The organism is Streptomyces sp. NPDC093149, assembly GCF_044754145.1.
GTDB lineage: Bacteria > Actinomycetota > Actinomycetes > Streptomycetales > Streptomycetaceae > Streptomyces.
Genome location: NZ_JBIVON010000001.1, coordinates 704,585 through 723,934 on the forward strand (window position 1 = coordinate 704,585; position 19,350 = coordinate 723,934).

Consider the following 19,350-nt stretch of genomic DNA (forward strand, 5'->3'; position numbering starts at 1 on the left):
ACGCCCCCTCCCCCCACGGGCACCAGACGCTTGGAGCGCCATGAGAGAAGCCCGCACCCGTTGGCCACGGCAACGTGACGCGGCCCCGCCCGAGGGCGTCACGTCGCAGTTCGCCACCGTCACGCCGACCGACCTGGACGTGTGTCTGCGTGCCTGCGCCGCGCACAGCGCCAAGCTGGTGGCGGGGCTCGACCGGCGGCGCACGGCACTCGCGGAGGCGCTGCGGCATCTGCTGGCCGTGCACGCCGCGGCACAGACCGCCCCGCCCGCGTCCGGCGGATCCCCGCTCGCGATGATCCGGCGCCCGGCCAAGAGCCCGGCCGGCGCCGCGTCTCTGGCGGACGAACTGCTCGACCCGCTGCTCACGGTCGGCAACAAGGCGCTGGACTGCGGTTACGAGGACGAGCTGAAGCTCGCGGTACTCATCGGGGACACCGTGCTGACCCAGCGCAGGCGTTCACGGGCTGGCTGGCGGCTGCGGGCCCGGACGCTGGAGGCGATGGGTGCGGAGGCCGCCGCCATCGAGGCGTACGAGCGCTATCTGGAATTCACCGACGACGACGGCTTCGGCGTCGCGGCCAAGGTCGTCGGCCTTCGGCTGGGCGAGGACCGCCGGTACGAGCTGCTGCGCGGGCTGGAGCGCGACTGCCCCGAGGCCGCGGCGTTCGCCGTCCGGCCCGTCACCGAGTCCTGGGCCGAGGGTCTCGCGCTCCGGGCGAGCGGCGACCGGGACGGGGCGCGCCCCCGGCTGATCGGCGCCCTGCTCGCGCAGGAGCGGGGCGGCGCCCCGGTGACCGAGCTCCAGGACGCCATGTCCCAGTACCTCGACCTGGCCATGGAGGCGGCCGGGACCGACCCGGACGCCGTGGCCGGACTCACCGGACTCGTCGCGCTCTACGCCGAGCAGCGCAGAAGCCGCATGCGGGGTCCGGTCGAGGACCCCACCTTCGGCGGCGTCCGGTGGACCACGGTCGGCGAGTTCCGTAACCGGATAGCCGGCAAGTCGATCTGCCTCATCGCCAACTCGCAGCGTGTCGGCACAAGTTCGATGGGTGCCGAGATCGACGGCTACGACCTGGTCGTCCGCTTCAACTCGTACCGGATCGACCCGGCGGCGACCGGAGCGCGCACCGACATCCACGCCACCATCCACAAGCACGGCTTCAACTGGGACCAGGAGGTGCACACCCGGCTGGTCTTCGGCGGGGTGTCCGGCGACTGGAAGCACTCCCTGCGCAACCGCCTCGTCCCGGGCGCCCAGCAGTACCTGGGCGACGAGTCGCTGCGCTGGCCGCTGCGGGACATCGGGCGCGTCGGCGCGGACGTCTGGCCGGCCATCCCCACCACCGGGTTCAACATGCTGTGGCTCCTCGACCACCTCGACGTCAGCAGCCGCCTCGACCTGATCGGTTTCGACTTCTACGAGAGCGGCGCCTACCGGCTGCCCACCGCGATGAAGATGCCCATCACCTCCGTGCACGAGTACACCAGCGAAAAGGCGTGGGTCATGGAACGCGCCCAGAGCGTCACCGACATGAGGATCCGACTGCGATGACGACGACTGCCACGCCCCTGCCCACCACGGCCGTGCCCGTGTCGCCCGCCCCCGCGAACGCGCTCACCGGCAAGCGCCGGGTCGCCTTCGCGAGCTTCGTCGACGAGAACTACCTGCCCGGGTTCCTCGCCCTGCTGCGCAGCCTCGCGCTCTCCAACCCGAACGTCTGCGAGGACTTTCTCGTCCTGCACGACGGACTGCGCCCCGCCTCCGTCGCGCAGATCCGGGCGCTGCACCCGCGCGTGGACTTCCGCCGGGTCGACGCCGCGCACTACGACTCGTACGCCAAGGGCGACCAGGACAACTACCTGGTGCGCAAGGCCTACTTCATCCTCGACATCTTCCGGGTGCGCGACTACGACACCGTCATCACCCTGGACACCGACATGGTGGTCCTCGGCGATCTCGGAGAGCTGCTGAAGCTGCGCGACGGGCTGGCCGCGGTGCCGCAGTTCTTCTACGGGCAGCACAAGCTCAACAGCGGGCTGCTGGTCATCCAGCGCGAGTACCTGAGCGACACGTTCTGCGCGAGGATCGACGAGGTCGGGCGGGCCGGTACGTACGAGCTCGACAAGCACGACCAGGGCATCCTCAACGCCGTGCTCGACGGTGACTTCGTGCAGCTCGACGCCCGCTACAACTTCGTCAAGCGGCGGCTCTCCGGCGACCTGCCGGTTCCCGAATCGACCGCCGTCCTGCACTTCACCGGGCGGCACAAGCCCTGGCAGGGCGGCGAGTCGGGGTATCGCGAGGCCGAGGAACGCTGGCACGAATTCGAGCTGTCCGACGCCGAGTTCCACTCCGCGTACCTGGCGCTGCCCGGCGCCAAGCACCATGATCTGCTGGTCCACTACGGCACCCCGCACGTGCGGCGCACCGGCTCACCGGAGGCCGCCCGCAAGGTCGCCGCCGCCCACATCGCGGCCGGTGAGTACCAGGAGGCGGCCGACCTGCTGGGCGGGGTGCGGACACCCGTCGACGAGGCCTGGCCGCACGAGGTGCTCGGCCACGCCCTGATGAGCGTCTCCCGCTACGACGAGGCCCGGGTCCGGCTCCTGCTCGCCACCGCGGCGCCCAACCGGGCCGCGACCGCCTTCGGGCGCCTCGCCCAGATCGCCTGGATCCACGGTGACGACGGCGCGGCGGCCGAGTACGCCCTGAAGGGCCTCGGCGTCGACCCGACGCACCGCGCGAACCGGCTGATGTACCAGCGTGCCACGGACGCGCCCGCACCCGTGGAGGGCCCCGCCTCCGGCCAGCTCGCCCATGTCGCCTTCTACATGGACCGGCAGGGCAACGCCGGGGACAAGCTGCTGCCCGAGAGCGTACGGCTCGCCTTCGGCCGGGACACCGGCCCGCGGCGCTGGCACTCGATCCACGCCCACCGGCTCTTCGACGAGGCCGCGCTGGAGCGGGTCAACGAGCGGCGCGGACTGGTCATCGGCGGCGGTGGCCTCTTCATCCCGGACACCGCGCCCAACGGCAACAGCGGCTGGCAGTGGAACGTCCCGGACGAACTGCTCGACCGGATCGACGTACCCGTCATGGTGTACGCGGTCGGCTTCAACGCCTTCGACGGCCAGGCCTACGGCCGCGGCCGGGACCGGTTCCTCTCCTCCCTGCGCAAGCTGGTGGAGCGCGCCTCGTTCTTCGGGCTGCGCAACCACGGCTCCATCGAGAAGGTCCGGGAGCTGCTGCCCGCCTCGCTCCACGACAAGGTGCGCTTCCAGCCCTGCCCGACGACGGTGACCAGACAACTGGTCGACGGCTGGACGGACCCGGAGCGGCGCGAGGACACCGTGCTGATCAATGCCGCGTACGACCGGTCCGGGCTCCGCTTCGGCCATGACTACGGACACTTCCTGGGCGAGATGGCCACCGCGGTGCGGGCGCTCGGCGAGCGGGCCGAGGTGAGTTGCGTCGCCCACTCGCTGGACGACGAGCGGATCGCCTTCGACCTGCGGCGCGAGCACGGGATCGCGTTGCCGGTGATCCCGATGTACGACTTCGACAACGACGCGATCCGGGACACCTACGCGCGCACGAAGCTGGTCATCGGGATGCGCGGGCACGCGGGCATGATCCCGTTCGGCTGCGGTACGCCGATCATCAGCCTGATCTCGCACCCGAAGATGGCGTACTTCCTCGCCGACATCGAGCGCCCGGAGTGGGGGATCTCGGTCCACGACCGGCACCTCGGGGCCCGGCTCGCCGAGCGTGCGGCCGGACTGCTGGACGACCATGCCGCGACCGTCGCCGATGTGCACGGCCGGCAGCGGGAACTGTGGAAGGTCACCGAGGCGAACGCGGCCGATCTGAGGGTGATCCGGGGCGGCGTGCGCGACTGACACGGGGAAGCCCGAGGGCGCCGGACGGGATCGGAACGAACCCGTCCGGCGCCCGGGACAGCCGGGCGGCCGGTGCCTACTGCCGCACCACGCGCCGCCGCACCGACCGTGCCACCCTGCGCACCACCGCGTTGCGCGGCAGGAACGCGAGCTGCGCCGGCACCGCCCCCGGCAGCGCCAGCGACGTGAGCCGCTTGCGCTTGAAGTACCGCCACGTCGTCGCGTCCAGGTGCGCGGACAGGTACCGCTCGGCGGCCGGCCGCAGCCCCGGATGGATCTTCGGCTGCATCGCGAACCCGACGGCGGTGACCAGCCCGGTCAGATCCGCCGGATCGGCCGGGTCGGCCGCGGTCCCCGCCCGCTCGACGGCCGCCCGGTCCGTCACCTCCGGCACCAGCGCGTCGACGAGCGTGACCGGGACGCGATTGCTGTTCTCGTACGGGGCGAGCCGGTCCAGCAGCATCCCGGTGCCGACCCGGGCCACCGGCAGCCCGTAGAACGCCGACGCGGTGAGCAGCGCCGTCGAGAAGCAGCCGACGACCAGCGCGGGCCGCATCCGCTGATAGAGCACCTCGGCGAGGACCGGGGCGGTGAGCACCCCCGCGTCCAGCACCGTCAGCTCGGCGCCGAGCTTCTCGGCCTCCGCGCCCATCGCGCGCGACCACCGCGCCGGGGCCGTGGGGTGCGGTTTGAAGACGAGGCGGGTGTGACCGAGCGCCACCGCGCCGCGCATCATCCGCAGATGCAGGTCCTCCTCCTCGGCCGCACCGATCAGGCCGAGCGCGGAGAGGTACTGGCCGAGCAGCAGGGCGGGGGCCTCCACCGACGGCACGCCGTCCCGGACCCCGGGCGTGTACGCGAGCTCACCGAGCACCTTGAGGAACACCTCGGTCGGCACGATCTGCGGCGGCACCCCGAACTCCGTGAGCAGCAGCGGCTTCAGGCCGGGCACCAGGTCGAGATGGAGCAGCCGGCGCACCCGCGTGCCGACCAGGGGGTCGATCTTGTTGCGGGTGGGACCGTAGCTCATCAGCCCGTCCGCGTAGACGTCGACCGGTGCGCCGGTGAAGATCTGGGTGACGGCCATCGCGGGGTTGACCTGGATCGACTCGACCGCCAGCTCGATGTCGTCGTCGCCCAGCCCCCAGGCCAGGCGCAGATGCCGCTCCCACAGGGGCACGTCGTCGGGGCGCGGCGCCCAGCCGCCGGGGTGGAAGGGCGCGATCGTCGCGTTCCACGAGACCACGTCGTCGAATCGGCTTCGCAGCGTGTCGAACCCGGGCATCGCGTCGACGGCGGGCGTCGTCTCCGGAACGGCCGCGTTGTTCGAGACGAGCAGGATGCGGCGGTCCGCGTCCGGGAAGCAGCCGGCGTCGAGGGCGGCGGCGAGCGTGGCGGTGCCGTAGAGGGTGGACGCGAAGAAGATCTGTGTGGTGCGGGACCGGGCGCCGTTCACGCGGCCGCCACCTCCTTGGCACCCGCGGCGGCCGGACGGCGCCGCAGCCTGCGCAGCAGCGTGGCGCGCTGCACGTCCATCGAGTCGAGGGCCTCGTCGAGCACCCCCTGCGGCATTCGCCGCAGCGCGGCTCCACTCATCGACTTCAGTGTGCGGGCCACCGCGGGTTCGAACCTTTCGATCGAGCTCATGTGGTGAGAAATGATCGCGCAATAGGTGCGGACCGCTTTCGGCAGCAGCGCCTGTGCGTCGCGGTCCTCGGCTGTTTCCCGAATGACCTGGTCGAACGAGCGAATGAAATCGAGCTGGCGCACGTCGCCGATCTGGGTGAGCGAAGAGGCGACCCCGCGCCGGTAAAAGATTCCGAGAAGTCCGAGCACCGCAAAGGAATCGGCCTCGCGGTGCAGCCGCCAGATCCACGGGCGGTCCTCCGCGGTGCGCAGACCGTCCGTGAAATGCAGCAGTCCGCGGTCCAGGAGACGTCGGTGGTACAGCCCGGCCCAGGCGTACGGATAGTCGACCGAGGTGGTCCGCTCGGCGGGCAGGATCGCGTCCCGCGGGTCCAGGACCTCGCCGCGCCTGCCGTGCGGGACGCGGTGCACCGTACGGTTCCTGCCCTCGACCTGGACATGGTCGGTACGGACGAAATCGCAGCCCAGCGCCTGGGTCCGGGCCAGGATGTCGGCGTAGTAGCCGGGCGCCAGCCAGTCGTCGCCGTCGAGGAAGGTGACGTACTCGCCGCGCGCCGCGTCCAGGCCGGTGTTGCGGGCGGTGGCCAGTCCGCCGTTCTGCTCATGTCTGCGGACGACCACCCCCGGAATCTCGTCCTCGGCGCGGCGCAGCACGTCCGCGGTCCCGTCGGTCGAACAATCGTCGACGAGGATGAATTCGAAGTCCTCGCGGGCGTTGGCCCGCAGGCTTCTCAAGGTGTCGGGGGCGTATGTCTGCACGTTGTAGAACGGCACGATGACCGAGAGCTTAACCACCCCTCTCACGCTAGGCGGGAGCCCGTCATTTGCCTTGGCCCCAGGAGGGACACCGGGTGAACGGCGAATGTCGGAATGATGAACCGGATTGATTCGTGGGCGATTGCGTCCCCTTTGTGAAGGCGATTCGCCAAGCGTCGGCGGGCTGTTAACCATCTGTTGCCGTCACGTTGGGCCGCGAATCGAAATGCCTTCCTAAGTTCTGGGGCGTGCCCCCACGTACCGATAAGACGACCGCCCTCCGGGTAGCCGTGCTCGCCGACTCCGACACCCGGTGGAAATGGGGCGCGCTCACCGCGCGCCGTCTCACCACCGGTGGGTCCGGGGGGTCGGCGCGGCGCGCCGAGATCACCGGGCTCCTGCTGCGCGGCCGGGCCACCCCGACCCCGCGCCAGCTCGCCGAGGTCGGCGACGTCGGAATCGGCGCCGAACGGGTGCGTGAGGTGACGGCCGTCGAGTTCCTGCACACCGTGCGGGACGAGGGATACGACGTCGTCGTCCTCGCCCTCGTCGGCGGAGCCGTCCAGGCGATGCTGCACGGCCTCGCCGCGCTGCGGCTGCCGGCCAGGCCCGTCGTCGTCACCGGCTATGTCGGCGTCGTCTACGAGAAGCTCGCCGACGGACTGCTGCTGCGGCACGGCGCGGACATCGTCCTCGCCAACTCCCGCCACGACGCGGAACGGTTCCGCGCGGTGTACGAGGGAGCGGGCGCCGACGCCTCGGCCGTCACGGAGGCCGCACTGCCGTTCCTCGGCGGCGAGCCGTACCGCCCGCGGGAGGGCCGCGACACGGTCGTCTTCGCCGCCCAGCCCTCCGTACCGGCCTCCCGCGCCGACCGCACGTATCTGCTGCGCAGGCTCGTCGAGCACGCCAGGCTGCACCCGGACCGCGAGGTGCTGCTGAAGCTGCGCTCCAAGCCCGGCGAGCACACCACACACATCGAGGAACTCCCCTACCAGCGGCTCGCGGAGAAGCTGCCCGGCGGACTGCCGCCCAACCTCCGCCTGGTGTACGGGCACATGGGCGAGGTCCTGGACCGCACCGATCTGCTGGTCACGGTCTCCTCCACCGCCGCGCTGGAGGCCCTGCACCGGCGCATCCCCACCGCGGTCCTCACCGACCTCGGCGTCCGCGAGGCCCTCGGCAACCACCACTTCATCGGCTCCGGCCTGCTCACCTCCTGGGACCACCTGGACGGCGGCCACAGCCCGGAGCCCGACGCCGCGTGGCTGGCCGGCCAGGGCGTCTGTGCCGACGGCACGTACGCCACGGCCTACGACCACGCCCGCACCCGCGTCGACGCCCTGCTCGCCGCCGGCCGGCTGCCCGACCTCGCCCCGTACTACACGCCCGCCACCGCGCCCGGCTACCTGCCCGGCATCCTCGCCCGCCACCACCTGGCGCCCGACGGCCACCCGCTGCCCGGCACCGACCGGCCGCGCGAGACCGGCGGGATGCGCGGCGCGGTCCGTGACGCGGTACGGGAAGCGGCGCGCGGCGCGTACCGGCAGGGCGTCCAGCGGGTCGCCCCGGTGATCCGACGGATGGGCGAGCTGTGAACACCACTTCAGGAGCAGAGATGACCCCGACCCCGACCGTGCTCGCCGTGATCCCCGCCCGTGGCGGATCCAAGGGCGTACCGGCCAAGAACCTCGCCCAGGTCGGCGGCGTACCGCTGGTCGCCCGCGCCGTCCGCGCCTGCCTGGCCTCCCGTGAGGTCACGGACGTCGTCGTGACGACGGACGACGCGGCCATCGCCGACGCGGCCCGTGCCGCGGGCGACACGCTGGGCGCCCCGGAGCGGGTGCACATCGTGCAGCGCCCCGCGGCCATCGCCGGGGACAGGTCGAGCAGCGAGGACGCGGTGCTGCACGCCCTGGACGCGTACGAGGCGATGCGTGAGCGCACGGCCGACGTGGTGCTGCTGGTCCAGTGCACCAGCCCGTTCGTCGTACGGGAGGACATCGACGGCGTCGCCGCGGCGGTCGCCCACGAAGGCGCCGACACGGCGGTCACGGTCGCTCCCTTCCACGGCTTCCTCTGGCGCGACGGCGGCGCGCTCGAAGAGGACAACCACGGCGTCAACCACGACAAGTCCGTCCGGCAGATGCGCCAGGACCGCCCGGAGGACCTGCTGGAGACCGGCACCGCGTACGCCATGAACGCCGCGGGCTTCCGTACCCACCGCCACCGCTTCTTCGGCCACACCGCCCTGGTGCGCACCGACGCGGCACGGGTCCTGGAGATCGACGATCCGCACGACCTGGCCCGCGCCCGCGCCCTCGCCCCGCTCCTGGACCCCTCACCGCTGCCGACCCTCGACGACATCGACGCGGTCGTCCTCGACTTCGACGGCACACAGACCGACGACCGGGTCCTCATCGACGCCGACGGACGCGAGACCGTCGCCGTCCACCGCGGCGACGGCCTGGGCATCGCGGCCCTGCGCAAGACCGGAATGCCGCTGCTGATCCTCTCCACGGAACAGAACCCGGTCGTCGCCGCCCGCGCCCACAAGCTCCGCATCCCGGTCCTGCACGGCATCGACCGCAAGGACCTGGCACTCAAGCAGTGGTGCGACGAACAGTCCATCGCTCCGGAACGTGTCCTCTACGTGGGCAACGACGTCAACGACCTGCCGTGCTTCGCACTCGCCGGCTGGCCGGTCGCGGTCGCGAGCGCCCATGACTCGGTACGGGCCGCGGCCCGCGCCGTCACGACCACCCCCGGCGGCTTCGGCGCCATCCGCGAGATAGCGGCCTGGCTGCTGGGCCCCACCCTCACCAAGTCCCCCGAGTAACCCCCCCAAGTCCCCCGAGCACCTCCCCCGAGTAAGGAACGCACCTCATGAGCACCTCCCGTCTGCGCACCCTCGGCACCCGTACCGCGGGCCCGGGCCGGCCCGTCTACGTCACCGGCGAGATCGGCATCAACCACAACGGCGACCTCGACAACGCCCTCGCGCTGATCGACGTGGCCGCCGAGGCCGGCTGCGACGCCGTCAAGTTCCAGAAGCGCACCCCGGAGATCTGCACCCCGCGCGACCAGTGGGACATCGAGCGCGACACCCCCTGGGGCCGGATGACGTACATCGACTACCGTCACCGCGTCGAGTTCGGCGAGGCCGAGTACCGGGCCATCTCCGAGCACTGCGCCGAGCGCGGCATCGACTGGTTCGCCTCCCCGTGGGACACCGAGGCCGTCGCCTTCCTGGAGAAGTTCGACGTCCCCGCGCACAAGGTGGCCTCGGCCTCCCTCACCGACGACGAGCTCCTGCGCGCCCTGCGGGCGACCGGCCGCACGATCATCCTCTCCACCGGCATGTCGACCCCGCGCCAGATCCGCCACGCGGTCGAGGTCCTCGGCAGCGACAACATCCTTCTCTGCCACGCCACTTCGACCTACCCGGCCAAGGCCGAGGAGCTGAACCTGCGGGTCATCAACACCCTGCAGCAGGAGTACCCCAACGTCCCGATCGGCTACAGCGGCCACGAGACCGGCCTCCAGACGACCCTCGCGGCCGTCGCCCTGGGCGCCGCGTTCGTCGAGCGCCACATCACCCTGGACCGCGCCATGTGGGGCTCCGACCAGGCCGCCTCCGTCGAGCCGCAGGGCCTCACCCGCCTCGTCCGCGACATCCGCACCATCGAGGCCTCCCTCGGCGACGGCATCAAGAAGGTGTACGAGTCCGAGCTCGGCCCGATGAAGAAGCTCCGCCGCGTCGCGGGCGTCGTCGCCGAGAACGCCGAGGCGGCCCCGGCCGCCGAGCCGGTCGCGGTCTGACGGGCCGACCGGTGAACCTCGCCTTCGTCGAGAGCCCGGTCCAGCTCCTGAACGTCCTGGAGTGGGCCCGCACAGAGGGAGGCGACGACCACGTCCTTGCGGACATCACGGTCGTCGTCCTCCCCCCGGTCGACCCGATGTCGCGCGGCCAGCTGCGCCGGATGGCGGAGCTGGCCCGCGACGAGGGCGTCAACGTCCGCTGGCAGGAGGCGCGCGGCGGGGCCGGCGCGCCCCTGAAGACCCTGCGTTCCCTGGCCGGACTGCTGCGCAGGGCGGAGCGCATCGTGATAGGCGACCCGTTCTCCCGCTACGTCCAGCTGCTGCTCACCATGGTGCGCGCCCGGCACCTCACCGTGGTCGACGACGGCACGGCCACCATGGAGTTCGTCGCCCAGCTGGCGCGCGGCGAACGCCTGGTGCGCTGGCACCGCAAGGGCAGTTCGGGCCCGCGCGAACTGGTCCTGGCCCCCGTCACGGCCCGTGCCCGCAGCCGCTTCACCCCGTCCGCCACCCGTACGGTCGAGGTCTTCACGGCCATGCCGGTCGAGGCTCCGCCCGGCGTCACCGTCACCCCCAACACCTTCGCCTGGACCCGGGCCCGCTTCGGCCCGCCGCTGCTCACCAAGGGCGCGGACCTGGTCGGCACCTCGCTCGTCGAGACGGGCGTGGTCGACCAGGCCCAGTACCTGGAGGCCGTCGCGGCCCTGGCCCGCACCCACGGGGCCACCCGCTACTTCGCCCACCGCCGCGAGTCCACCGAGAAGCTCCACGCCCTGGAGGCCGCCACCGGCCTGGAGATCGTCCGCCCCGACCTCCCCCTGGAACTCATCGCCCGCCGCGGCCCCATCGGCCGCACCGTCCTGAGCTTCCCCTCCACGGTCGTCCACACCCTGCCCCTCGCCCTGGTCGGCACGGACGTCAAGGTCGCGGTCTGCGACATCGCCCCGGAATGGCTCCGCGACACCGCGTCCCCCCGCGCGCAGGGGTTCCTGTCCGGCGTGACGGAGACCGCCCGCGACGTCCAACGGCTGGCGCCCTGGCGGGCGACGGCGATCACGGAGGCGTGACACGCGCCGAGGCCCGGTCGGTCAGCAGGTGTCCGATCACGTCGGTGAGCTCGGCGGAGTCGTCGAGCCACCGCAGGACGGCATGTGCGTCGAGCAGCATCCTGGCGAGGCGTCATGGATCACCCTGACCCGTAAGTGGCGTACACCCAGGGTTTGTTGGGGGAAGTTCCCGATAGCGGGCAGGGTCGGCCGGGCACGAGCATCAACGCATGACGACGATGCGGATGGCGACGGCGCGACAGAGCGGGACGGCCGGCACGGCCCTCCTCGTGGGACCCGCCCTGATGGCCGGGTACGGAGTGGTGCGGCTGGTCGGGCGGGCCGTCGGCGATTACGGGCCCGGTGCGTGGTGGACGGTGGCGCATCTGTTGTTCCTCGCCGCGGTGGTCGCGTTCGTGGCGGTGTTCCGGGGGCTTCGGGGGCTCGCCGGGGTGCGCGGCGGCAGGCGGGTCGCCGTCGAGGTGGCGTCCTGGGCGGGAGTGCTCGGGGCGGCGGCGGTGGCGGTCCAGGCGTTGATCGACCTGGGGGTCGGGTTCGTCGCGGCGGACGAGCAGTCCATGAGCGACCTGTTCGGCAAGGTGCAGGACGTACCCGGAGTGATGCCGCTCGTCTACACCGTGGTGCCCCTGCTGTTCTGGGTCGGGCTGCTGGCCCTGGTCACCCTGCTCGCGTTCTTCCGCCGGGACCTGGTCCGGGCGTGGGCCCCCGTGGCCGTGCTGGCCGGGACCGTGCTGATGGCCATGAGCCTTGACCTGCTGCCGGCCGGAGCCGTGTGCATCGGGCCGGCGCTGTATCCGGTGCGGCGGGGGCTGCCCGACTGACGGGGCCCCTCCGGGATGTCGTGCGGGTGGCGGGCGGCCGGGGTGACCGGTCAGGGAGCGAAATGGGCGAGTTTACCCACCTCGCCATCACCTCACACGCCACGACGCAGTCATTTATTCGTCTATGTGGCTGAACTTTTCTTGTTTCATGGTCAGTTGACGCGGGAAGAGGCTTACGCTTCACCAGGTGAACCAGTTGATGTCCCGTGATTCCGATGCCCAGCTGCCCGGGGACGAGGCGCTGCCCGGCGCCCTGTCAGAGTCCTTGAGTGCCGAACTGATCGCCTTCCGGCGCGACCTGCACATGCACCCCGAGCTGGGCAACCAGGAGTTCCGTACCACCGCGGCCATCAAGGCCCGGCTGGAGAAGGCGGGACTGGAACCACGGGTACTCGACACCGGGACCGGACTCCTGTGCGACGTGGGCGGCCGGGAAGGCGACACGCGGCCCATGCTCGCCCTGCGCGCGGACATCGACGCCCTGCCCATCCCGGACACCAAGGCGGGCGTCCCGTACCGCTCCACCGTCCCCGACCGGGCGCACGCCTGCGGGCACGACATCCACACCACCGCGGTTCTCGGCGCCGGGCTCGTGCTCGCCGAGCTGGACCGGCAGGGGCTGCTGCCGAACCCCGTGCGGCTGATCTTCCAGCCGGCCGAGGAGGTGCTGCCGGGCGGTGCGCCCGACACGATCGCTTCCGGGGCGCTGGAGGGCGTCGGGCGGATCATCGGGGTGCACTGCGATCCGAAGGTGGACGTGGGGCGGATCGGGCTGCGGGTCGGGGCGATCACCTCGGCCTGCGACCGGCTGGAGGTCAGCCTCGACGGCCCCGGCGGGCACACCGCCCGGCCGCATCTGACCACCGACCTGGTCACCGCCGCCTCCAAGGTCGCCACCGAGGTGCCCGCACTGCTGGCCCGCCGGGTCGACGCGCGGGCCGGGCTCGCCGTCACCTGGGGCCGACTGGAGGCCGGGCACGCCTGCAACGTGATCCCGCAGCACGCCGAACTCTCCGGCACCGTGCGCTGCCTGGACCTGGCGGCCTGGCGCGAGGCGCCGGACCTCGTGCACGCGGCGATCGACGAGGTGGCCGGGATGCACGGCGCCAAGACGGTGATCGACTACGTCCGGGGCGTCCCGCCGGTCGTGAACGACGCCGCCGTGATCGATCTGCTCGCGGGCGCGATGACCGCGCGGCGCGGTTCGTATGCGATCGAGGACACCGAGCAGAGCCTCGGCGGTGAGGACTTCTCCTGGTACCTGGAACAGGTCCCGGGGGCCATGGCCCGGCTCGGGGTCCGCACGCCCGGCGACACCGCCCGTCTCGACCTGCATCGTGGTGATTTCGACGCGGACGAGGAGGCGATCACGGTGGCGGTGGAGCTCTTCACTGCCTGCGCGTTGCTCGACGGCAACCATCCGTAACCGGACTCGTCACCTCTGGTTCGCGACGATCCGATAACGGCTTCCGTACAGGGCTTTATCTGACATCTACGCGCGTTACGATCGCCGCGAAACCAGCGCCGGAAGAGGCGCTTCGGTCAGGTTTGAAGGAGCCTTCCCTTGCGCCGGGTATCCAAGATCACTGCCGCGTGTGCTGTCACCGCGGCCCTCGCGCTCACCGCCACCGCGTGTGGCGAGTCGTCCACCGAGAGCTCCGGCTCCGACAAGGGCAAGATGAAGATCGGCATGGCCTACGACGTGGGCGGCCGTGGCGACAACTCGTTCAACGACTCCGCGGCGCGTGGTCTGGACAAGGCCAAGTCCGAGTTCGGTGCCGAGACGAAGGAGCTCACCGCCAAGACCGGTGAGACCCCCGCCGACCGCGAGCAGCGCCTGGAGTCGCTCGCCGAGGGCGGCTACAACCCGGTCGTCGCGATCGGCTTCGCGTACAAGGACGCGGTTGACAAGGTCGCCGCCAAGTACCCGAAGGTCAACTTCGGTCTGGTCGACTCGGTCTCCGACGTGAAGAACGTCGACAGCATCGTCTTCACCGAGGAGCAGGGCTCCTACCTCGCCGGTGTCGCCGCCGCGCTGAAGTCGAAGGACGGCCAGGTCGGCTTCATAGGCGGTGTCGACCTCCCGCTGATCAAGAAGTTCGCCGCGGGCTTCCAGCAGGGTGTCATGGACACCAACCCGAAGGCCAAGGTGCAGATCCAGTACCTGTCCACCGGTTCGGACCTGTCCGGCTTCGGCAGCCCCGACAAGGGCAAGGAAGCTGCCAAGGGCATGCTCGACAAGGGTGCGGACGTCATCTTCGCCGCCGCGGGCGGCTCCGGTGCCGGTTCGATCGAGGCCGTCGCGGGCAAGAAGGGCGCCTGGTCCATCGGTGTCGACTCCGACCAGGCCCTCGACCCGGCGCTGGCGAAGTACAAGGACACGATCATGACGTCCGTCGTCAAGAACGTCGACACCGGCGTGTTCGACCTGGTCAAGTCCGTCAAGGACGGCAAGCCGGTGACGGGCACGCAGACGTACTCCCTGGCCAAGGGCGGCGTCAGCCTGACCACCACGGGTGACCACCTGAAGGACATCCAGGCCAAGCTCGACGAGGCGAAGAAGAAGATCGTCGACGGTTCCATCACGGTCAAGACCACGACCTGATCCACCGTCGATCGGGGCCCGGGTGAGCCGCTTCGGCTTCACTCGGGCCCCGATTTCACGTACGGGTCCGGCCGACGTGCCGTAGCCGTGCACACACTGTCCGCCACCTGTCATCAGGTGGCCAACGATTCGGTGGCGCTACGCGCGTAGCATCCGCCGGGCGCGGTACCTTTCACCGTTCTACCGCCTCCGTCCCACCGCTCCACCGCCTCCGTCCCACCGCCTCCGCCCTCCGCTCCTGCCAAGGAGAGTGCGCCATCAACGCGTCCAGCAGTCCCCATGCCGTGGAGCTCCGCGGCATCACCAAGCGGTTCCCCGGGGTCGTGGCCAACCACGACATCGACATCACCGTGCGCCGCGGCACCGTCCACGCTCTCGTCGGCGAGAACGGTGCAGGCAAGTCCACTCTGATGAAGATCCTGTACGGCATGCAGAAGCCGGACGAGGGCACCATCGCGGTGGACGGCGAGCAGGTCTCGTTCCACAGCCCCGGCGACGCCATCGACCGCGGTATCGGCATGGTGCACCAGCACTTCATGCTCGCCGACTACCTCACCGTCCTGGAGAACGTCGTCCTCGGCTCCGAGAAGCTGTACGGGATCGGCGACCGGGCCCGCGCCAAGATCAAGGAGATCTCCGACGCCTACGGTCTCGGTGTCCGTCCGGACGCCATGGTCGAGGACCTCGGGGTCGCCGACCGGCAGCGCGTGGAGATCCTCAAGGTCCTCTACCGCGGCGCCCGCACCCTCATCCTCGACGAGCCCACCGCCGTCCTCGTGCCGCAGGAGGTCGACGCGCTCTTCGACAACCTGCGCGAGCTCAAGGCCGAGGGCCTGACCGTCATCTTCATCTCGCACAAGCTGGGCGAGGTGCTGTCCGTCGCCGACGAGATCACCGTCATCCGGCGCGGTACGACGGTGGGCACCGCCGACCCGAAGCACACCACGACCAAGCAGCTCGCCGAGCTGATGGTCGGCAGCGAGCTCCCGTCCCCGGAGACCCGCGAGTCGACCGTCACCGACACTCCGATGCTGACCGTCGAGGGACTGCGGCTGACCGCCACGGACCCGGACGGTGTGGTGCGGTCGGTGCTCGACGGCATCGGCTTCACCATCCACAAGGGCGAAGTCCTCGGCATCGCGGGCGTCGAGGGCAACGGCCAGTCCGAACTGGTCGACGCCATCATGGGCATGCGTCAGCTCGACGACGGTGTGCTCACCCTGGACGGCGCCGACATCTCCCGCACGCCGACCCGCAAGCGCCGCGAGAACGGCATGGGTGTCATCCCCGAGGACCGCCACCGGCACGGACTGCTGCTGGAGGCCCCGCTCTGGGAGAACCGCATCCTGGGCCATGTCACCGAACGCCCCAACAGCAAGGGCGCGTTCCTCGACCTCAAGGGCGCCCGCGCCGACACCGAGCGGATCGTGCGCGAGTACGACGTCCGCACCCCCGGTATCGAGGTCACCGCGGCCTCCCTCTCCGGCGGCAACCAGCAGAAGCTGATCGTCGGCCGGGAGATGAGCCACGCTCCGAAACTGCTGATCGCCGCGCACCCCACCCGCGGAGTGGACGTCGGCGCACAGGCGCAGATCTGGGACCAGATCCGGGAGGCGCGCCGCGAGGGACTGGCGGTCCTGCTGATCTCCGCCGACCTGGACGAGCTGATCGGGCTCTCCGACACCCTGCGCGTGATGTACCGCGGCCGGCTGGTCGCGGACGCCGACCCGGCGACCATCACCCCGGAGGAGCTCGGCTCGGCGATGACCGGCGCGGCCACCGGGCACCTCGAAGCACCGGACGCAACAGAAGCACCGGACGGGGCCGGAGCACCGGACGCCCCGGGTGCCGACAGCACCGACACCGACCCCCGGGACGGGGGAGAGGACCGATGAAGAAGATCGACAAGGAGCGGCTGCTCCTGGGGATCGCGGCCCCCGTACTCGCGATCGTGGTCGCCTTCCTGGTGACCGCACTCGTGCTGGCCGCCACCGGCAAGGAGCCGTTCAGCGCCTTCGGCATCATGTTCGACTACGGACTGAAGTCGGACAGCCAGGTCTACATCCTGAACAAGGCGACGACGTACTACCTCGCGGGTCTCGCGGTGGCCGTCGGCTTCCGGATGAACCTCTTCAACATCGGCGTGGACGGCCAGTACCGTCTCGCGGCCTTCTTCGCCGCGGCGGTGGGCGGCGCGCTGACCCTGCCCGGCGCCCTGCAGATCCCGCTGATCATCCTCACCGCGATGATCGTCGGCGCCATGTGGGCCGGTATCGCCGGTGTCCTCAAGGTCACCCGGGGCGTCAGCGAGGTCGTTTCGACGATCATGCTGAACGCCATCGCGACGGCGGTCATCGGCTACCTGCTCCAGCAGGGCCGCCTCGGCCACCTGGACAAGGCCGGCACGAAGATCTCCACCAAGCCGCTCCCGGAGTCCGCGCACTTCTTCGAGTTCCCCACCACCCCGTCGCCCGTCTGGGGCTTCATCGTGGTCGCGGTCGTCGCGGGCATCGCCTACTGGTTCGCGCTCTCGCGCACCCGGTTCGGCTTCGACCTGCGCACCGTCGGCCAGTCCGGCTCCGCGGCGGAGGCCAGCGGTGTCGACGTGAAGAAGATGGTCGTCACCTCGATGCTGATCTCCGGCGCCGTGGCCGGTCTGATCGGTATGCCGACCCTCCTCAACGACAGCTACGAGTACAGCGGCGACTTCCCGGTCGGCATCGGCTTCACCGGTATCGCCATCGCCCTCCTCGGCCGCAACCACCCCGTCGGCATCGCGCTCGGCGCGCTGCTCTGGGGATTCCTGGAGCGCGGTACCGGCAAGCTCGAATTCGAGGGGTACGACAAGGAGATCGTCGGCGTGATCCAGGGTGTCATCGTCCTGTGCGTCGTCATCGCCTACGAAGTCGTCCGCCGCTACGGACTCAAGCGCCAGCAGAGCAAGGTCGGCGCGGAACTAGCCGCACAGGCCGCCCGTAACTCCGACCAGCAGGAGGTGTCGGCGTGACCGTCACGGCGACTTCCACTCCGCCCCCCGCGGCCCCCAAGGTCTCCGGCGGCAAGGGCGGCCGCACCCGCCTCTCCTTCCCCGTCGTACTGCTGATCGTCGCGGGCGTGCTGCTCGCGCTGTCCGCCGTACGCGCCATCACCGGCGCCGCGGACGTCACCTCCGCCGGACAGATCAGCGCGGCGCTCGCGATGGCCGTGCCGATCGGGCTCGCCGGTCTCGGCGGCCTCTGGGCCGAGCGGGCCGGTGTGGTCAACATCGGGCTCGAGGGCATGATGATCCTGGGCACGTTCTTCGGCGCCTGGGCCGGCTGGCAGACCAACCCGTGGCTCGGCGTGCTGGCCGGCGTCATCGGCGGCATGCTCGGCGGACTGCTGCACGCCGTCGCGACCGTCAGCTTCGGCGTCGACCACATCATCTCCGGTATCGCCATCAACATCCTGGCGCTCGGCTTCACCACCTACCTGGCCAAGCTCTGGTTCAACTCGGGCGAGGCGGCGGCCAAGGGCGGCAGCCCGAAGCAGTCCCCGCCGGCCGACGACATCACCTCGGTGACGATCCCGGGCCTCTCCGACTGGCTGCACTCCATCGAGAAGCACCACTGGTTCTTCGTCTCCGACCTGGCCGGCGTCCTCGGCGGCCTGGTCACCAATGTGTCGCTGCTGACGATCCTGGCCGTGGCCCTCTTCGCCCTCACGTTCTTCGTGCTGTGGAAGACCTCGTTCGGGCTGCGGCTGCGCTCCTGCGGCGAGAACCCGGTCGCCGCCGAATCGCTCGGCGTCAACGTCTACCGCTACAAGTACATCGCGGTGATCGTCTCCGGCGGCATGGCCGGCCTCGGCGGTGCCTTCCTCTCGCTCGTCACCTCGCACATCTACAACGAGGGCCAGACCGGCGGGCGCGGATACATCGGTCTCGCCGCGATGATCTTCGGCAACTGGCGGCCCGGCGGACTGGCCATGGGCGCCGGGCTGTTCGGCTTCGCCGACGCGCTCCAGCTGCGCAACGGCGGCGAGTCCGTCCACGCGCTGCTCCTGCTGCTCGTGGTCATGCTGGCCGTGCTCGCGGCCTGGAAGCTCTACCGCAAGAGCTTCGTCCAGGGCGTGGTCAGCGCGGTCGTCGCCGCCGCGGTGCTGGTCTGGTACCTCGGTACGGACACGGTGCCCACCGAGTTCGTGAGCGCGACCCCGTACATCGTCACGCTGCTCGTCCTCTCGCTCTCCGCGCAGCGGCTGCGGATGCCGAAGGCGGACGGCATGCGCTACCGGAAGGGCCAGGGCAAGTGACGGCCGGCGCGGAGGTCGACTGGGCGGCGCTGCGGAGCGCCGCGCGGTCGGTCATGACGCGTGCGTACGTCCCCTACTCGCACTACCCGGTCGGTGCGGCGGCGCGCGTCGACGACGGGCGTACGGTGTCCGGCTGCAACGTCGAGAACGCCTCGTACGGCATCGGGCTGTGCGCCGAGTGCGGTCTGGTCTCCCAGCTGCACGCCACGGGCGGCGGGCGGCTGACCCACTTCACCTGCGTGGACGGGGCGGGCGAGATCCTCGTGCCGTGCGGCAGGTGCAGGCAGCTGCTGTACGAGTTCGGCGGGCCGGAGCTGATCCTGGAGACGCCGGACGGACTGCGCACGCTCGACGAGATGCTGCCGCAGGCGTTCGGGCCGGGCCATCTGAAGTAGCCGGTCCGGTCGGCCCGGCCGGCCCGTCTTGAGCGTCCGGG

Annotated in this window: 15 protein-coding genes; 13 read left to right on the forward strand and 2 right to left on the reverse strand. The window is 70.9% G+C overall.

From position 1 onward, the window contains the following. Positions 1 to 40: 40 nt before the first annotated feature. Positions 41 to 1,555: a hypothetical protein gene (locus ACIQCZ_RS03410; RefSeq protein ID WP_402279209.1), complete on the forward strand. Its 1,515-nt coding sequence runs from the start codon at positions 41 to 43 to the stop codon at positions 1,553 to 1,555. Continuing rightward, the gene (locus ACIQCZ_RS03415) at positions 1,552 to 3,903 is read left to right on the forward strand and encodes a glycosyltransferase (RefSeq protein ID WP_402279211.1); all 2,352 of its coding nucleotides are present in this window, start codon (positions 1,552 to 1,554) and stop codon (positions 3,901 to 3,903) included. The genes ACIQCZ_RS03410 and ACIQCZ_RS03415 overlap by 4 nt, the downstream gene beginning before the upstream one ends. Positions 3,904 to 3,979: 76 nt before the next feature. Here the strand turns inward: ACIQCZ_RS03415 and ACIQCZ_RS03420 are convergent, their stop codons facing one another. Both ACIQCZ_RS03420 and ACIQCZ_RS03425 read right to left on the reverse strand, forming a co-directional pair. Beyond that, complete coding sequence (locus ACIQCZ_RS03420) at positions 3,980 to 5,359, reverse strand: polysialyltransferase family glycosyltransferase (RefSeq protein ID WP_402279213.1); 1,380 nt, start codon at positions 5,357 to 5,359, stop codon at positions 3,980 to 3,982. Beyond that, on the reverse strand, positions 5,356 to 6,345 hold the full coding sequence (locus tag ACIQCZ_RS03425; RefSeq protein ID WP_376465115.1) for a glycosyltransferase family 2 protein: 990 nt from the start codon (positions 6,343 to 6,345) through the stop codon (positions 5,356 to 5,358). Before ACIQCZ_RS03425 ends, ACIQCZ_RS03420 begins: the two co-directional genes overlap by 4 nt. Positions 6,346 to 6,554: 209 nt before the next feature. On the opposite strand from ACIQCZ_RS03425, the gene ACIQCZ_RS03430 reads away from it, so the two are divergent. From ACIQCZ_RS03430 to ACIQCZ_RS03480, 11 genes are all read left to right on the forward strand, one after another. Next, positions 6,555 to 7,904, forward strand: coding sequence for a DUF6716 putative glycosyltransferase (locus ACIQCZ_RS03430; RefSeq protein WP_402279216.1), 1,350 nt, complete (start codon positions 6,555 to 6,557; stop codon positions 7,902 to 7,904). Positions 7,905 to 7,924: 20 nt separating this feature from the next. Continuing rightward, positions 7,925 to 9,145, forward strand: a complete 1,221-nt coding sequence (locus ACIQCZ_RS03435; protein ID WP_402279220.1) for a cytidylyltransferase domain-containing protein — start codon at positions 7,925 to 7,927, stop codon at positions 9,143 to 9,145. A 47-nt stretch (positions 9,146 to 9,192) separates the two neighbouring features. Continuing rightward, positions 9,193 to 10,128, forward strand: a complete 936-nt coding sequence (locus tag ACIQCZ_RS03440; RefSeq protein WP_402279223.1) for an N-acetylneuraminate synthase family protein — start codon at positions 9,193 to 9,195, stop codon at positions 10,126 to 10,128. Between the two features lie 11 nt (positions 10,129 to 10,139). Beyond that, complete coding sequence (locus ACIQCZ_RS03445) at positions 10,140 to 11,195, forward strand: hypothetical protein (protein WP_402279226.1); 1,056 nt, start codon at positions 10,140 to 10,142, stop codon at positions 11,193 to 11,195. A gap of 209 nt (positions 11,196 to 11,404) precedes the next feature. Then, positions 11,405 to 12,016: a hypothetical protein gene (locus ACIQCZ_RS03450; protein WP_402279228.1), complete on the forward strand. Its 612-nt coding sequence runs from the start codon at positions 11,405 to 11,407 to the stop codon at positions 12,014 to 12,016. A 199-nt stretch (positions 12,017 to 12,215) separates the two neighbouring features. Continuing rightward, positions 12,216 to 13,442 carry an amidohydrolase gene (locus tag ACIQCZ_RS03455; RefSeq protein WP_402280205.1) on the forward strand — a complete coding sequence of 409 codons (1,227 nt, stop codon included), beginning with the start codon at positions 12,216 to 12,218 and terminating at the stop codon, positions 13,440 to 13,442. 138 nt (positions 13,443 to 13,580) lie between these two features. Further along, entirely contained in the window at positions 13,581 to 14,621 is a 1,041-nt protein-coding gene (locus ACIQCZ_RS03460) for a BMP family protein (protein ID WP_376276198.1), read from the forward strand. Between the two features lie 284 nt (positions 14,622 to 14,905). Next, entirely contained in the window at positions 14,906 to 16,516 is a 1,611-nt protein-coding gene (locus ACIQCZ_RS03465; protein WP_402279231.1) for an ABC transporter ATP-binding protein, read from the forward strand. Then, positions 16,513 to 17,628 carry an ABC transporter permease gene (locus ACIQCZ_RS03470; RefSeq protein ID WP_402279233.1) on the forward strand — a complete coding sequence of 372 codons (1,116 nt, stop codon included), beginning with the start codon at positions 16,513 to 16,515 and terminating at the stop codon, positions 17,626 to 17,628. Before ACIQCZ_RS03465 ends, ACIQCZ_RS03470 begins: the two co-directional genes overlap by 4 nt. Then, positions 17,625 to 18,914: an ABC transporter permease gene (locus tag ACIQCZ_RS03475; protein WP_402279236.1), complete on the forward strand. Its 1,290-nt coding sequence runs from the start codon at positions 17,625 to 17,627 to the stop codon at positions 18,912 to 18,914. The genes ACIQCZ_RS03470 and ACIQCZ_RS03475 overlap by 4 nt, the downstream gene beginning before the upstream one ends. Beyond that, on the forward strand, positions 18,911 to 19,309 hold the full coding sequence (locus ACIQCZ_RS03480) for a cytidine deaminase (protein WP_351074352.1): 399 nt from the start codon (positions 18,911 to 18,913) through the stop codon (positions 19,307 to 19,309). Before ACIQCZ_RS03475 ends, ACIQCZ_RS03480 begins: the two co-directional genes overlap by 4 nt. Positions 19,310 to 19,350 lie beyond the last annotated feature (41 nt).

What these genes read in the sequence shown, in the direction of transcription:
- ACIQCZ_RS03410 (WP_402279209.1), top strand. Translation starts at nt 41, where the DNA reads ATGAGAGAAGCCCGCACCCGTTGGCCACGGCAACGTGACGCGGCCCCG.
- ACIQCZ_RS03415 (WP_402279211.1), top strand. Translation starts at nt 1,552, where the DNA reads ATGACGACGACTGCCACGCCCCTGCCCACCACGGCCGTGCCCGTGTCG.
- ACIQCZ_RS03435 (WP_402279220.1), top strand. Translation starts at nt 7,925, where the DNA reads ATGACCCCGACCCCGACCGTGCTCGCCGTGATCCCCGCCCGTGGCGGA.
- ACIQCZ_RS03440 (WP_402279223.1), top strand. Translation starts at nt 9,193, where the DNA reads ATGAGCACCTCCCGTCTGCGCACCCTCGGCACCCGTACCGCGGGCCCG.
- ACIQCZ_RS03450 (WP_402279228.1), top strand. Translation starts at nt 11,405, where the DNA reads ATGACGACGATGCGGATGGCGACGGCGCGACAGAGCGGGACGGCCGGC.
- ACIQCZ_RS03455 (WP_402280205.1), top strand. Translation starts at nt 12,216, where the DNA reads ATGTCCCGTGATTCCGATGCCCAGCTGCCCGGGGACGAGGCGCTGCCC.
- ACIQCZ_RS03470 (WP_402279233.1), top strand. Translation starts at nt 16,513, where the DNA reads ATGAAGAAGATCGACAAGGAGCGGCTGCTCCTGGGGATCGCGGCCCCC.